The following is a 13,187-nucleotide window of genomic DNA, read 5'->3' on the forward strand; positions in this document are numbered from 1 at the left end:
GGTCGATGACCTCGCCCCAGTTCTCCACCTGCGCGGCGTGGCGGGTCGCGGCGGCCAGTACCCGGTCGATGTAGTTGACAAGCCCGCGGAAGTCATCGCTACGGATCGCACGGGCCTGATCCGCGCTGTGGCCGTAGCCGAGGGTGTCACCAAGCTCACCGAGCCCGAGGGACTCCCGGATTTGCGGCCACACCTCCTCTTCGCCGGACAGGTGGGCGAGCTGGACGTCGATCTCGCGCCCGGTGTGCCACAACAGCCAGGCCGGGGAGTTGGGGTGACCGCCCGGATGGGCATTGAGCTGCTCTGGAGTCATCTCCGGCAGGTGGGCGAGGGACAATGCGGTGCGGGCGATGAGGTCGCGGATGAGGGTGCTGATGGTGTCACGGTCCATGCCGCCAGGCTACCCACGGCCGTACCATGGTCCCATGAACGGCAACGCATCCCAGACCGTCGCACTCATCCTCGCCGGAGGCCGCGGCAGCAGACTCTCTCCGCTGACCGACGCGCGCCCCAAGCCCGCCGTCCCCCTGGCCGGCAGCTACCGGCTTATCGACGTCGCGCTGTCCAACCTCACGCACTCCCAGCTCCGCGATGTGTGGGTGGCGGAGCAGTACCGCCCGAACCTGCTCAACCGGCACCTTGCGGGTGGCCGGCCATGGGATCTCGACGGCACCCGGCACGGCCTGCGCCTGCTCCCGCCCGGCCAGGGCGACACCGATGACGGCTTCTCACAGGGCAACGGACACGCGCTCTACCAGCAACTGGAGGCGGTGGAGGAGTTCGGGACGGAGACGCTCGTCGTCCTCAGCGCCGACCACATCTACCAGCTGGACCTGCGTCCGGTGCTCGACCAGCACGCGGAGCGGGGCAGTGCCCTGACGATCGTCACCACGGAGGTTGCCGAGGATCCCTCGCGCTACGGGGTCGTGACCGCAAGCGACGGCACCGTCACCGCCTACAACTACAAACCGGATTCCCCGGCGGGCAACGTCGTGGCCACTGAGGTCTTCGTCTTCGACGTCGCGGCCCTGCGACGGGCCTGCCGCGATCTCGTGCCCGACGGCGACGACGGCGCCGCCCTCGGAGACTACGGCGAGACCATCATCCCGCACATGGTCGACCACGCGCAGGTCGACGAGTACCGCATGGAGGGCTACTGGCGTGACGTGGGCACCATCGACGCCTACTTCCGCGCGCACATGGAACTCATCGAGGGCACCGGCATCGACCTGCACCGCCCGGACTGGCCGTTGCTGACCAACCTCTCCCAGTCCGCCCCCGCGCGCATCGCCCCCGACGCGGAGATCAACAACTCCCTGGTCTGCCCGGGGGCGGATGTCGTCGGCAAGGTGGAGCACAGCCTCATCGGCCCCGGAGTCCGGGTGGAAAAAGGGGCCACGGTCCACCGGTGCGTTCTCATAGGAGATGTCACCGTGCCGGCGGGGGCCCATCTGGAATCCGTCATCGCGGACCACGGGGCGGTCATTCCCACGGGGACGACCGGGCGCACGAAGCCGGGGCCGGGCAACATCACGGTGCTCGTCCCCGAGGACACCGATGACGAAGGTGATGCGCTCACGATCTAGCGTGGTGCCGGTTCGCCCGCCAGGTCCTGGCTGGTCGTGGCGTAGTAGTCGCTGAGGCGGCGGTACGGACGGGAGAGGAACGCCGCCGCCACGACCACGAGCATGATGGCACCGGAGCCGAGGAACATGAGCGCCATGCCGCGGGTGTCGCCGGGGCCCAGCAGCCAGCCGAAGACCTGCGCGCCGGGTCCGGCCATCCACGGGATGACATACGCCTGCGCGATGACGGCCACCGCAATGGTGGACACCGGGTTGGCTGCCATCTCCACGGCCATGGCCAGGCCGAACACGCGTCCCTGCTGCCGGAAGGGGACCACGCGCTGGAGAATGGTCTGCTCCGCGGCCTCGGCGGCGGGGATGGTGAGCATGAAGATGAACATGCCGCCCGCGTACAACCACCACCATTCCCGCAGCCCGAAGATCATGCCGATCAAGGCCACGCCCACGTTGACCAGCAGCAGCGTGCGCACCGGATTGGCTCCCAGACCCACCTTCGCCACGAGGCCACCACCGATGATGAATCCGAGGCTGGTGACGCCGAGGACCAGCCCCCACACCTGCGGGGAGAACATCTCCAGGCCGTAGGGGTCCATGAGCGCGGTGTACACCCCGCCGATGAGGTTGTTGAAGCTGGAGAAGAGGATGAGCGCCAGCAGACCGGGAACCGCCCTGATGATCGCCCAGGAGCCCCGCAGGTCCAGGCCGGCACTGACGGGGGCGGCTTCGGGGGAGGTGTCCGGGGCGGTGGCGTCCGGAGCCGCCTCGACCGCCGCCTCCGCCGACGTCACGATCCGGTGCTCCGGGATCCTCACGGGAACGAGGTGGACGAGTGCCACGACGGTGAGCACGAGGGCGATCCACATCGTCGCCTCCATGCCGAGGTAGCCAATGGACACGCCCGAGAGGATCGAGGTGGCGAAGAAGGCCGCCCCCTGCACGGCGCCGACCAGGCCGTTGGCCTTGTCGCGACCGTCCTCCGGCACGAGCAGCGTCACCACGGTGGACAGGGCGATGTTGCGCATGTGCTCGACCACGGCGCCGACGAGTACCAGCCCGGCAAACACGAGCAGCGCGGGATCAGAGGCCGAGACCTCGCCCGGTGTCACACCGAGCACCCACACGCCGGCCGCCGCAGCGAAGCACACGAGCGTGGCCACGGCGGCGAACATCATGACGTTCTTCTTGCGATTGTGGTCGACGATGGAGCCGAAGAAGATCGATCCGACGGCGATAAGGCCCATGTACAAGCCGTTGAGCACGCCGGCGAGACCGACGTTGCCGGTCTCCAGGTACACCCAGAATGTCAGCGCGAACCAGAGGTAACTGGTGGTGACATTCGCGATCAACGTGTTGATCAACACGTGGTGGAAGTTGTTCACCAGAGGAGCGTACACCGCGACCGAGGTCCGTGACATCTGTCATGTGGATCCCTGACAAACGCCCCTACCAGCGGGAACCTTCACCGGCGACCATGAAGCCATGACCATCACTTCTGCCATCACCGTCACCGGACTCACCCACACCTACCTCTCCGCAAAGTCGTCCTTCACCGCTGTCGACGATATCGCGTTCCACGTGGAACTCGGCGAGGTCTACGGCCTGCTGGGCACCAACGGCGCCGGCAAGACCACCACTCTGGAGATCCTCGAGGGCCTGAACGCCCCGACGCAGGGAGCCGTCACAGTCCTCGGCCTCGACCCCGTCACCGACCGCGCACGTCTGCGCCCCGAGCTGGGCATCATGCTCCAGTCCGGTGGCCTGCCCAACGAGCTCACCGTCTCCGAGACCCTCACCATGTGGGCGGGTACCTGTTCCACGCCGCGTCCCGTCGACGAGGTGCTTATCGACGTCGACCTCGCCCACCGCGCCGACATCAAGGTCGGAGCACTGTCCGGAGGCGAGCAGCGCCGTCTCGACCTCGCCTGCGCTCTGGTCGGTGACCCGGCCGTCATCTTCCTCGACGAGCCGACCACGGGCCTCGACCCGGAGTCACGACGCAACGTGTGGAGCCTGCTCAGCACCCTCAAGGAGCGTGGGGTGACCATGCTGCTGACCACGCACTACCTCGAGGAGGCCGAGGTGCTCTGTGACCGGATCGCCATCATGCACGAGGGTCGGATCCGCGTGGAGGGCACCCTCGAGGAGCTGGTGGCCACCGTGCCCTCCCAGATCTCCGCCACCCTCCCCGCGGGGCACCCGCCACTGCCGGAGCTGCCGGGGACCCACGTCGCCCGCGACGGTGAGCGCCTGAGCGTTTCCACCAACCAACTGGCCCACGACAGTTTCCGACTGCTCAGCTGGGCCGCCCACCAGGAGATCCCCCTGGAAAACTTCGCCGCCCGCCCGGCCAGCCTCGAGTCGGTGTTCCTCGGCATCGCCGGTGCCGAGAGCGCCGCGGTCTGACCCCCACCCCCCCAACCAAGGAGACAACAATGTCCACGCTCACCCGCACCCGTTCCCTGGCGAAGGCCGAGGGACTCCAGTTCACCCGTAACCGGACCATTCTCGCCATGGGAGTCGCCCTGCCGCTGCTGTTCCCCCTCGGCATGTTCTTCCTCTACCGCCGGATCGGGACCCCGGAGATGGCCACATCGGGCGCCTTGGAGATGTTCATCACGTTCGCGCTGATCTTCATCCAGTTCTATTCGGTGCTCTCCATGGCGACGACGCGCCGCGACGAGAAGGTCCTCAAGAGGCTGCGCACGGGTGAGGCCACCGACCGCGAGATCCTCACCGCCCTGTGCCTGCCGGGGGCCGTGCTCCTGGTGGTGATGAGCGTGCTTCTGGCGGTCGTCCTGGTGCTTGCCGGGGCGCCTCTGCCCGTCAATCCGGTGCCGGTGGTGGTGGCCCTGCTGCTGGGTATCGTCTTCATGTCGGCCCTGGGGCTGCTCACCTCGGCGTTCACCCGCAACGCGGAGGCCGCCCAGATCACCTCGATGCCCGTGATCCTGCTGTTCCTGGCGTCCATGTCCTCCTTCCGTTCCATGGTGGAGGGCAGGCTGGCCGAGATCATCGACTACACCCCCTTCGCCCTGATCCTTGATCTGGCACAGCTGGGTTGGCTGGGAGCCACCGCACCGGACGCCCCGGTGCTCAGTGCCGGAGAGGTGTTCGCCGAATCCTGGCAGCGGATGCTCGTTCTCCTGCTGTGGACCCTGGCGTCCGTGTGGGCGAGCAACCGCTACATGCGGTGGGACACCCACCGATAGGCTGGGCGCCGTGACCTCCACCCCTCGCGCCCTGCCGCACCCCGTCCGTTCGTGGCGGGGTCTCGACAGTGCCACGAAATTCCTGCTCTACACCCGCTGGTCGCTGCAGTCCGTGGTGCTGTTCCTGCCGCTGTTCTTCCTTTTCCCGGCCGCGGGCATCGACTCCATCACGGCGTGGGGGATGGCTCTGCTCATCCTCCTGGTGGGCTCTGCCGTGGTGGTCAGCGTGATCGCCCTGGAGCTGCAGCCCTCCCTCAACCTGGCTCCGCGCCGGGATCACCGCCCCTGGTTCACCGCCGGGCTCATCGGGCTGACGATGGCGTTGGCGGCCAGCATCATTCTGTATCTGGTGCCGGTAGCGGCAGGCGTGACATCCGCCTCGATATTCCTGGCGATCTCCCTCAGTCAGTGCCTCAGCATGGCTTACCTGCCGTTCGTGGCGGGGCGCTGGTGGTGGGTGCTGCTGCTCACCATCGTCCTGGTGCTCACCTTCGCCGACGGCCTGGGCTCCGATCCTGCCGTCGGCTATCTCATCGTCCTGCCGGCGGTGCTCACGTCGGTGACCATCATGTCGCTGTGGACCGCCGGGGTCATGCGCGCATCCGAGCGGGCCCGTCATCTGGAGGCGGAGCTCAAGGTCAGCGAGGAGCGGGTGCGTTTCGCCCAGGAGCTCCATGACACGCTTGGGCAGCACCTGGCGGCGATGTCCATCAAGGCGGAGCTGGCGCAGAAGCTCGCGGAGCGCGGTGATGTGAGACTCACGCAGGAACTCGCTGACCTGCGCGAGCTCACCTCCACCAGTCTCTCGGAAATGCGCGAGGTCGTCCAGGGCTACCGGTCGGTCAACCTGGCCACCGAGGTGGCGGGCGCCCGGTCCCTGCTTCTCGACGCCCGCATCCCCCTCACCGTCACCGGCGACAGCCTTGAGGTCCCCGCCGCTCACCGGGAACAGGCGGCCTGGTTCGTCCGTGAGGCCACGACCAACCTCCTGCGCCATTCCGACGCCACCGCCGCCACACTCACCCTCGGGTCGACGGCGGTGACGATGCACAATGACGGGGTGCAGGGGGACGTCGGTAAGCCGGGTGGCCTCGACGCCCTGCGGCGGCGCGGAGCCCGGGTCGAGACCGCCCGCGAGGCCGACACCTTCACCGCCACGCTCATCCTGGGGGAACAACCATGATCCGCATCGCCATCGTCGACGACGAATCGCTCGTCGCCTCGTCCCTGGCCACCCTGCTCGGGTTGGAGGATGACCTCGAGGTCGCCGTCGTGGCGGGGTCGGGGGAGGAGCTCGTCGAGTGGTGGCGGCGTGGGCAGCAGGCGGACGTGTGTGTCTGTGACCTGCAGATGGGCGGGATCGACGGCATCGAGACCGCCCGCCGCATCCGGGAGCTGAGCCCGGGGGCCGGGGTGCTCATCGTCACCAGCCACGCCCGCCCCCGGGCCCTGAAACAAGCGTTGGCGGCCGGGGTCCTCGGATTCCTGCCGAAGACCTCGACGGCGGTCGACTTCGCCACGGCGATTCGGGCCGTGCACGCCGGGCGCCGCCACCTCGACCCGGAACTGGCGGCCCTGACGATCTCCGCGGGCGAGTCGCCGCTGAGCGAACGGGAGGCGGAGTTGCTGGAGCTGGCGGGGCAAGGAGGGTCAATCGAGGACATCGCCTCAGCCGTGCATCTGGCGGCGGGCACCACCCGTAACTACCTCTCCTCGGCGATGGCCAAGGTCGGGGCGCAGAACCGCTTCGAGGCCTACACCCGGGCCCGGGAACGCGGCTGGATCTGAGCCGAAATGCTGGCCCACACCGGGCCGGTGAGCAGCCAGATCACCAGGATCACCCCGGCGGTGACCCAGGCCCCGCGCAACTGGGTCGCGGAGGCGCTGTCCGCGAGGGCGATGACGATCTCCAGGGCCACCACGGCGATCCCCACCGCGCCGACAGCCTTGGCGAAGCTGCGCCATTCGTCGGCGACCGGGGTGGTGGAACGGGGGCGGGGAATGCTCTCCCCGCGGAAGCGAATGCGGTACTGGCGGTCGGCCCACGTGATCATCGCGTGCCCGAACATGAGGGAGAAGCCGATGTAGAAGGCGGCCATGGAGTGCTGCCAGGAGGGGATGGCGCCGCCGCGCAGGTCGACCACCACGAGGCCGAGCAGCGTGAGGTCGACGAGGGGGGTGAGGGCGAACATGGTCAGACCCAGGCGGGGGCGGCGGAGGGGATAGCGCAACAGGAGGCCGAGACCCAGCAGGATCCAGAAGGTGACTTCCATGATGAGGATGAGGGCGAGGATCATGACACAATCCTTTCTAGTACGACTGTGTTAAATGGAATGAGCTCAAACTAGCACAGATGTATTAGAGTGGGAAGCATGTCACGCAAAACCGCCGAAGAACGCCGCTCAGAGGCCCTCGATGCCGCCCGTCGCATCATCGACACACACGGCATCGCCCACGCGAGCGTGCGCAACGTGGCAGCGGAGGCCGGGATGTCCGCCGGCAGTCTGCGGCACATCTTCCCCAGCCACGAGGACCTCTTCGTCGCACTTCTCGACGACAGCATGTCCGCGGCGATTCCGCGGATCCAGCGGGTGATGGGCGCGGCGTCGGCAAGCACCCTCGACATGGCCATCGACATGCTCCTCGAGGTCCTGCCCACCCGCCCCGACACCCGACTCGAGGCGCTCTCCCAGCTGGCGGTGCTCGTCGCCCACGGTGCCAACCCGCGCGTGATCGAGGCGCGCCGCCGCGCCGGCGACGGCATGGATGAGATGTGTCGGCACATTCTGCACTGGTCGACCTCACCGCCGCCCGGGGCCGCCCTGGAACTGCGGCTGCTCGTCGACGGCCTCATGCTCCGCCTGCTCGAGCGCACGGACATCGGGGAGGCGGAGGTCCGTGAGCATCTGCGGGGGATCCTCATCCGTCTGGGCCTGCCAGCAGACCCGCCCGGCCACACCTAAGATCGGACATCATGAGTACTTTCGTCAGCGCCGACTCTCTGCGGGATGACATCTACCACGGTCAGCGCCAGACCGTCCTCGCCTCCTACTGGGCCCCCGGGGAGGGCGCCGGATACCAGAAGTACAAGTCCGAGCACATGCCCACCGCGCTGTTCTGCGATCCGGCCTACGCTCTCGCCGGTATCCCGAGCTCGGATGACGGCCGTAACCCGCTACCCGAGGCCCACTACCTGCAGGACTGGTTCAGTCGGTGGGGGCTGGAGGAGGGCAGTAGGGTCGTCGTCTACGACGAGGGGCGCGGCCTCATGGCGGCGCGCGCCTGGTGGATCCTGCGGTGGGCGGGCCTGCAGGACGTGCAGATCCTCGACGGAGGCCTGCGACGGTGGGACGAGCTCGGGTACCCGATCGTCGGCGGCCCGGGCAACTTCGCCACCTCCGACGGCGGCGCCGTGACGACCGGCTCTCTGCCCGTCGCCGACATCGACGACGTCCGCGACCACCTTGCCGGGGGCGGGGTGCTGGTGGACACCCGCGATGCCCGCCGTTTCGAGGGGCGCCGCGAGATCCTCGATCTCAAGGCCGGTCACATTCCGGGGGCCATCAATATCCCCGTCCGGGACCTGCTCAACGACGACTGGACCGTGCGCACCGCGGAGGAGATCCAGGAGCGTTTCGCCCAGGCGGGTATCACCTCCAGCGAGAACATCGTCCTGTACTCCGGCTCGGGTAACCATTCGGCGCTGGCCATCGCGGCGATGGAGTACGCGGGCCTCGGGTGCGCCACGCACTACGTCGGCGGCTGGTCGCAGTGGGCGGCGGATCCGTCGAATCCGGTGCAGCGAGGCTTCTGATTTTCTCCGTCCCCGGCAACTACAGTCGAATGTGATGTCCACTATCGCCTTCGTCCTCGCAGCAGCCGCCGCCGGTGGGGCGGCCGTGCTGTGGCGTCTCGACGCCCGCCGGCAGGCCCCGGTGGCCCCGGTGGACAAGGCACCCGAGGTGCCGGACGTCGAGGTGGAACCGGAGGAGGAGGGCGGCGAGCGCCAGCGCCCGTCGCTGCATCTGCCGGGTTCCCTGCGCCGCGAGCGCCGCGCCTGGGCGGAGGAGAAGGGCTTCGAGTTCGCGCGTGCCGATGCCTGGCTCGACGATGAATGGTCCCGCGGGGCCGCCTCCTCCGGGGCGGTGGCGCGCGACATCGTCAGTGGTCGGGCCTACGGCCACGAGATGGTGCTCATGGACCTGGGCGGTGTCAACGTCATGGCCATGCGGCGCAGCGCCAGCTCGGATGTGGTCCTCGACGCCCGCCGCGGCGGCCTGGCGCAGGAATCCTCGGAGGACCTGCTCGAGGCCTTCACGCTGGCCGGATTCACGGTGCTGGCCACCGACATCGGCGTCGCCGAGCGGCTTATCGACGCCCGCGTCACCACCGCCTTCGAGGTCCTCCCCGAGGTGGTCACCGCCGTGTGGATGGAGGCCGACTGGGTGCTGGCGCAGACCGCCCGGGGCTCCCACCGTCAGGACTGGGAGGCGATGCTCGCCCCCCTGGCCATGCTGGCTGACGCCGCCTGCGCGCTGCCGCCGAAGGCCACCACCGCCCACACCCTGCTTCTCGACGACCTCGACCCCACCCGCCACATGCCCGGCCCGCCGCAGCCCGGTTTCGGGGTGCTGGCCATCGCCCGGGACGGCGTCGACGCCGGGGAGCGGCCGCTGGTGCAGCGCCCGGAGGAGCCGCTCGACCTGCCGACCCGCCGCCAGGCGGTGGCCCGCGGGGTGGTGGAACCACGTGCCGTCGGCGCCGATGAGGTGGAGCCGATCGCCGAGGGTGGGGGCAGGCGGGACGAGCAGGGTCGCGGACCGCGGATGCCGCGCGACCTCAGCGGCGGATCCTCCCTCTTCGACGACTAGAGTTTTCCTTGACACACCCCGGCATCCAGAAGGAGTCCCCCATGAGCCGCACCGATGTTGACGCCACGAAGCTTGCCGAGTTGGCGGAACTGGTCAAGGAACTGGCCGTCGTCCACGGCACGGTGACGTTGTCCTCGGGCAAAGAGGCCGACTATTACGTCGACCTGCGCCGTGCGACGTTGCACAGCGAGGCCTCGAAGCTCATCGGCACCCTCCTGCGCCAGTTGACCTCCGACTGGGACTACGTCTCCGTCGGCGGGCTGACCCTCGGCGCGGATCCGGTGGCCACGGCCGTCATGCACGCCGACGGCCGCGCGATCGACGCCTTCGTCGTGCGCAAGGAGGCGAAGAAGCACGGCATGCAGCGTCGCGTCGAGGGCCCGGACGTGGTGGGGAAGAAGGTCCTGGTCGTGGAGGACACGACGACCACCGGCAACTCCCCGCTCACCGCGGTCGCCGCGCTGCGGGAGATCGGCGCCGAGGTCATCGGTGTGGCCACCGTCGTCGACCGGGCGACCGGGGCGGACGAGGTCATCCGCGCCGAGGGCCTGGAGTACCGCTACCTGCTGGGACTGGATGACCTTGGACTCTGATCCCGGGCCCACCGAGTGGGGTGAAGGACGCCACGGTGTCGGTCCCTGGGAGGGGGAATGGCCGGACGGGGAACACTTCGACCCCGAACTGCTGGCGTCTGGCGATAGGCGCAATGTCGTCGACGCCTACCGCTACTGGACGCGCGAGGCGATCGTGCGCGACGTCGATAAGCGGCGCCACCCGCTGCACGTGGCGATCGAGAACTTCGAGAACGACGCGAACATCGGCACCGTCGTGCGCACCGCCAACGCCTTCGCGGTGGACACCGTGCACATCGTCGGCCGGCGGCGCTGGAATCGGCGCGGCGCCATGGTCACGGACCGCTACCAGCACCTCATGCACCACCCGGACGTGCACTCGCTGCTCGTGTGGGCGCTCCGCAACGACCTGACGGTGGTGGCCATCGACAACACCCCCGGTTCGATTCCCCTGGAGACCGCCCACCTGCCGCGCGAATGCCTGCTGCTGTTCGGGCAGGAGGGGCCGGGCATCACGCCGGAGGCCGCGGCGGGGGCGCTGATGACCTGCTCGATCGCCCAGTTCGGGTCGACCCGGTCCATCAACGCCGGGGTCGCGGCGGGGATCGCCATGCACGCCTGGATCCGCCAGCATGGAGATCTAGATCACGCCTGGTGAGTAGTGCGTGACGTAACTGCAAACTGATCGTTATCATGGTGTGACACTTCCACCGCATGAGGAGCGACGAAAAGAACGTGCAGGAGACCTGGGCGCACCGCGCCGACCTGGCGGAGTCCGCCATCAACGAGCGCCACGGTTCGCGTGTGTGGGGGATCCCGCGCACCAACCTGGCCGTGGTCAGCTGGCCGCCGACCACCAAGGAACGCCTCTTCCACCACTGGCACTACTGGTGGCAGGCGCACTACCTCGACTGCCTCATCGACGCCGCACAGAGGCGCCCCACCCGCGCCCGCCGCCGCCTCATCGCCACCACCATCTCCGGTATCCGCCTGCGCAACCTCGGCCCGCTGACCGGCAACCGCTACTACGACGACAAGGCGTGGCTGGCCCTGGCGCTGCGCCGCGCCGGCTCCCTGCCGCAGGTGTCCCTGCCCGCCGTCCTGCCGAAGCTGGAGTACAACATCGTCGACGGTATCGACGAGGTCACCGCGGTCCTGCCGTGGCGCACCGGGGAGACCTTCTACAACGTCCCCTCCAACGGCCCGGCCGCCATCATGATGGCCCGCACCGGCCGCCTGGAGGAGGCACGCACCATCGTCGAGTGGATTCACGAGCACCTCATCAACGATGACGGGCTGGTCATGGACGGCATCCGCATGCGCATGCACGGTCCGGAGCTGGTCGACAACATCCACCCGTACTGTCAGGGCGTGACGCTCGGGGCGAACCTGGAGATCGCCCTCGCCTTGCGCGAGAAGGCCGGGTTCTCCTCCGTCGACACCATCTCCGGGCTGGCGGACGCCGATGCCATCGATGAGGCGATGCCGTACATCACACGCATCCGTGCACTCGTCCAGGCGGTGGCGGTGCACATGGCCACCCCGTCCGGGGTCATCGACTGGCAGACCGGGGACGGCGACGGCGGCCTGTTCAAGGGCATCCTCATGCGCTACCTCGCCGATGTCGCGGTGCGCCTGCCCTCGGACAACGCCGCCAACCGGGCCGCGAAGAAGGTGGCCGCCCGCCTCGTGCTCTCCTCGGCGGAATCCGTGTGGAACCGGCGTCTGGAGGTCGACGGCCTCCCCGTGTTCGCCACCGACTGGACCGCGGACGCGCGCCTGCCGCACAACTTCGGACTCGCCCCGTCGACCCTGCCGGAGGCCCTCGGCGTCCTGCGTATCGACGAACGCGATCTCTCCGTCCAGCTCTCCGGCTGGATGCTGCTGGAGGCCGCAGCCCGCGTCGTCGCGGACTCGGACACCCGCAAGCCCTGACCCTGCCCGAATCGGGGGGAGGAGGGCCGGTGATTTCGCCTCGCGGGGTGAGCATCGAGGCTCAAACGCAGGCATACTGGTATGCGGACCCCGTTTCGGACCCCTAGCGATCGAACTACCTGGAGGATCACCCTATGCCTATCGCGACTCCTGAGATCTACAACGAGATGCTCGACAAGGCCAAGGAGGGCGGCTTCGCCTTCCCGGCCATCAACTGCACCTCCTCGGAGACCATCAACGCTGCTCTGAAGGGCTTCGCCGAGGCGGAGTCCGACGGCATCATCCAGTTCTCCACCGGCGGCGCCGAGTTCGGCTCCGGTCTGGCCGTGAAGAACAAGGTCGCCGGCGCCGTCGCCCTGGCCGCCTTCGCACACGAGGCCGCCAAGCACTACGGCATCAACGTCGCGCTGCACACCGACCACTGCCAGAAGGAGGTGCTCGACGAGTACGTGCGCCCCCTGCTGGCCATCTCCCAGGAGCGCGTCGACGCCGGTGAGCTGCCGCTGTTCCAGTCCCACATGTGGGACGGTTCCGCCGTGCCGATCGACGAGAACCTCGAGATCGCCCAGGAGCTGCTGGAGAAGTCCCGCAAGGCCAACATCGTCCTCGAGATCGAGATCGGTGTCGTCGGCGGCGAAGAGGACGGGGTCGAGGCCAAGGCCGGCGCCAACCTCTACACCACCGAGGAGGACTTCGAGAAGACCATCGACGCCATCGGCACCGGTGAGAACGGCCGCTACCTGCTGGCCGCCACCTTCGGCAACGTCCACGGCGTGTACAAGCCGGGCAACGTGAAGCTGCGCCCGGAGGTCCTCCTCGAGGGCCAGCAGGTCGCCCGTAAGAAGCTGGGTCTGTCCGACGACGCCCTGCCCTTCGACTTCGTCTTCCACGGTGGCTCCGGCTCCGAGAAGGAGAAGATCGAGGAGGCGCTGCGGTACGGCGTCATCAAGATGAACGTGGACACCGACACCCAGTACGCGTTCACCCGCCCGATCGTGAGCCACATGTTCGAGA

The 13,187-nt window shown here is 68.5% G+C and carries 15 protein-coding genes; 12 read left to right on the forward strand and 3 right to left on the reverse strand.

The window, feature by feature from the left end:
• A partial coding sequence (locus Q4F73_RS05660) for a DinB family protein (RefSeq protein WP_303358386.1) occupies positions 1–391 on the reverse strand: 391 nt, incomplete at its 3' end.
• Positions 392–425: 34 nt separating this feature from the next.
• On the opposite strand from Q4F73_RS05660, the gene Q4F73_RS05665 reads away from it, so the two are divergent.
• Entirely contained in the window at positions 426–1,586 is a 1,161-nt protein-coding gene (locus Q4F73_RS05665; protein ID WP_303358387.1) for a glucose-1-phosphate adenylyltransferase family protein, read from the forward strand.
• Here the strand turns inward: Q4F73_RS05665 and Q4F73_RS05670 are convergent.
• The gene (locus Q4F73_RS05670; RefSeq protein WP_303358388.1) at positions 1,583–2,965 is read right to left on the reverse strand and encodes an MFS transporter; all 1,383 of its coding nucleotides are present in this window, start codon (positions 2,963–2,965) and stop codon (positions 1,583–1,585) included. The genes Q4F73_RS05665 and Q4F73_RS05670 overlap by 4 nt on opposite strands.
• 100 nt (positions 2,966–3,065) lie before the next feature.
• Between Q4F73_RS05670 and Q4F73_RS05675 the strand changes: the two genes are divergently transcribed.
• The 4 genes from Q4F73_RS05675 to Q4F73_RS05690 are packed head-to-tail and all read left to right on the forward strand — an operon-like array spanning position 3,066 to position 6,583.
• Positions 3,066–3,989 (forward strand): ABC transporter ATP-binding protein, encoded by a 924-nt coding sequence (locus Q4F73_RS05675; protein ID WP_303358389.1) that lies wholly within the window; start codon positions 3,066–3,068, stop codon positions 3,987–3,989.
• A 29-nt stretch (positions 3,990–4,018) separates the two neighbouring features.
• On the forward strand, positions 4,019–4,795 hold the full coding sequence (locus tag Q4F73_RS05680; protein WP_303358390.1) for an ABC transporter permease: 777 nt from the start codon (positions 4,019–4,021) through the stop codon (positions 4,793–4,795).
• Between the two features lie 10 nt (positions 4,796–4,805).
• Positions 4,806–5,978: a sensor histidine kinase gene (locus tag Q4F73_RS05685; protein ID WP_303358391.1), complete on the forward strand. Its 1,173-nt coding sequence runs from the start codon at positions 4,806–4,808 to the stop codon at positions 5,976–5,978.
• A complete protein-coding gene (locus Q4F73_RS05690) occupies positions 5,975–6,583 on the forward strand; it encodes a response regulator transcription factor (RefSeq protein WP_303358392.1) in 609 nt (202 codons plus the stop codon). The genes Q4F73_RS05685 and Q4F73_RS05690 overlap by 4 nt, the downstream gene beginning before the upstream one ends.
• On the opposite strand, the gene Q4F73_RS05695 is transcribed toward Q4F73_RS05690, so the two are convergent.
• Positions 6,550–7,092, reverse strand: coding sequence for a hypothetical protein (locus Q4F73_RS05695; RefSeq protein ID WP_303358393.1), 543 nt, complete (start codon positions 7,090–7,092; stop codon positions 6,550–6,552). The two genes, Q4F73_RS05690 and Q4F73_RS05695, sit on opposite strands and share 34 nt — an antisense overlap.
• A 75-nt stretch (positions 7,093–7,167) precedes the next feature.
• On the opposite strand from Q4F73_RS05695, the gene Q4F73_RS05700 reads away from it, so the two are divergent.
• The 7 genes from Q4F73_RS05700 to fbaA form a co-directional block, all read left to right on the forward strand.
• Positions 7,168–7,758, forward strand: coding sequence for a TetR/AcrR family transcriptional regulator (locus tag Q4F73_RS05700; RefSeq protein ID WP_303358394.1), 591 nt, complete (start codon positions 7,168–7,170; stop codon positions 7,756–7,758).
• 11 nt (positions 7,759–7,769) lie between these two features.
• The gene (locus tag Q4F73_RS05705; protein WP_303358395.1) at positions 7,770–8,609 is read left to right on the forward strand and encodes a sulfurtransferase; all 840 of its coding nucleotides are present in this window, start codon (positions 7,770–7,772) and stop codon (positions 8,607–8,609) included.
• A 34-nt stretch (positions 8,610–8,643) separates the two neighbouring features.
• Positions 8,644–9,666: a hypothetical protein gene (locus Q4F73_RS05710; RefSeq protein ID WP_303358396.1), complete on the forward strand. Its 1,023-nt coding sequence runs from the start codon at positions 8,644–8,646 to the stop codon at positions 9,664–9,666.
• Between the two features lie 41 nt (positions 9,667–9,707).
• Complete coding sequence (gene pyrE / locus Q4F73_RS05715) at positions 9,708–10,259, forward strand: orotate phosphoribosyltransferase (RefSeq protein WP_303358397.1); 552 nt, start codon at positions 9,708–9,710, stop codon at positions 10,257–10,259.
• On the forward strand, positions 10,243–10,896 hold the full coding sequence (locus tag Q4F73_RS05720; RefSeq protein ID WP_303358398.1) for a TrmH family RNA methyltransferase: 654 nt from the start codon (positions 10,243–10,245) through the stop codon (positions 10,894–10,896). The genes pyrE and Q4F73_RS05720 overlap by 17 nt, the downstream gene beginning before the upstream one ends.
• A 77-nt stretch (positions 10,897–10,973) precedes the next feature.
• Positions 10,974–12,173, forward strand: a complete 1,200-nt coding sequence (locus tag Q4F73_RS05725; protein WP_303358400.1) for a glycoside hydrolase family 76 protein — start codon at positions 10,974–10,976, stop codon at positions 12,171–12,173.
• Positions 12,174–12,307: 134 nt separating this feature from the next.
• Positions 12,308–13,187: class II fructose-bisphosphate aldolase (gene fbaA, locus Q4F73_RS05730; RefSeq protein ID WP_303358399.1), on the forward strand; the 880-nt coding region annotated here is incomplete at its 3' end.

This window comes from Corynebacterium sp. (assembly GCF_030535495.1).
Taxonomy (GTDB): Bacteria; Actinomycetota; Actinomycetes; order Mycobacteriales; family Mycobacteriaceae; genus Corynebacterium.

Excerpts from the sequence above, each read along its gene's own strand:
- Q4F73_RS05710 (WP_303358396.1), top strand. The coding sequence starts at position 8,644 with ATGTCCACTATCGCCTTCGTCCTCGCAGCAGCCGCCGCCGGTGGGGCG.
- Q4F73_RS05695 (WP_303358393.1), bottom strand. The coding sequence starts at position 7,092 with ATGATCCTCGCCCTCATCCTCATCATGGAAGTCACCTTCTGGATCCTG.
- Q4F73_RS05705 (WP_303358395.1), top strand. The coding sequence starts at position 7,770 with ATGAGTACTTTCGTCAGCGCCGACTCTCTGCGGGATGACATCTACCAC.
- Q4F73_RS05700 (WP_303358394.1), top strand. The coding sequence starts at position 7,168 with ATGTCACGCAAAACCGCCGAAGAACGCCGCTCAGAGGCCCTCGATGCC.
- pyrE (WP_303358397.1), top strand. The coding sequence starts at position 9,708 with ATGAGCCGCACCGATGTTGACGCCACGAAGCTTGCCGAGTTGGCGGAA.
- Q4F73_RS05675 (WP_303358389.1), top strand. The coding sequence starts at position 3,066 with ATGACCATCACTTCTGCCATCACCGTCACCGGACTCACCCACACCTAC.
- Q4F73_RS05690 (WP_303358392.1), top strand. The coding sequence starts at position 5,975 with ATGATCCGCATCGCCATCGTCGACGACGAATCGCTCGTCGCCTCGTCC.
- Q4F73_RS05680 (WP_303358390.1), top strand. The coding sequence starts at position 4,019 with ATGTCCACGCTCACCCGCACCCGTTCCCTGGCGAAGGCCGAGGGACTC.
- Q4F73_RS05665 (WP_303358387.1), top strand. The coding sequence starts at position 426 with ATGAACGGCAACGCATCCCAGACCGTCGCACTCATCCTCGCCGGAGGC.
- Q4F73_RS05720 (WP_303358398.1), top strand. The coding sequence starts at position 10,243 with ATGACCTTGGACTCTGATCCCGGGCCCACCGAGTGGGGTGAAGGACGC.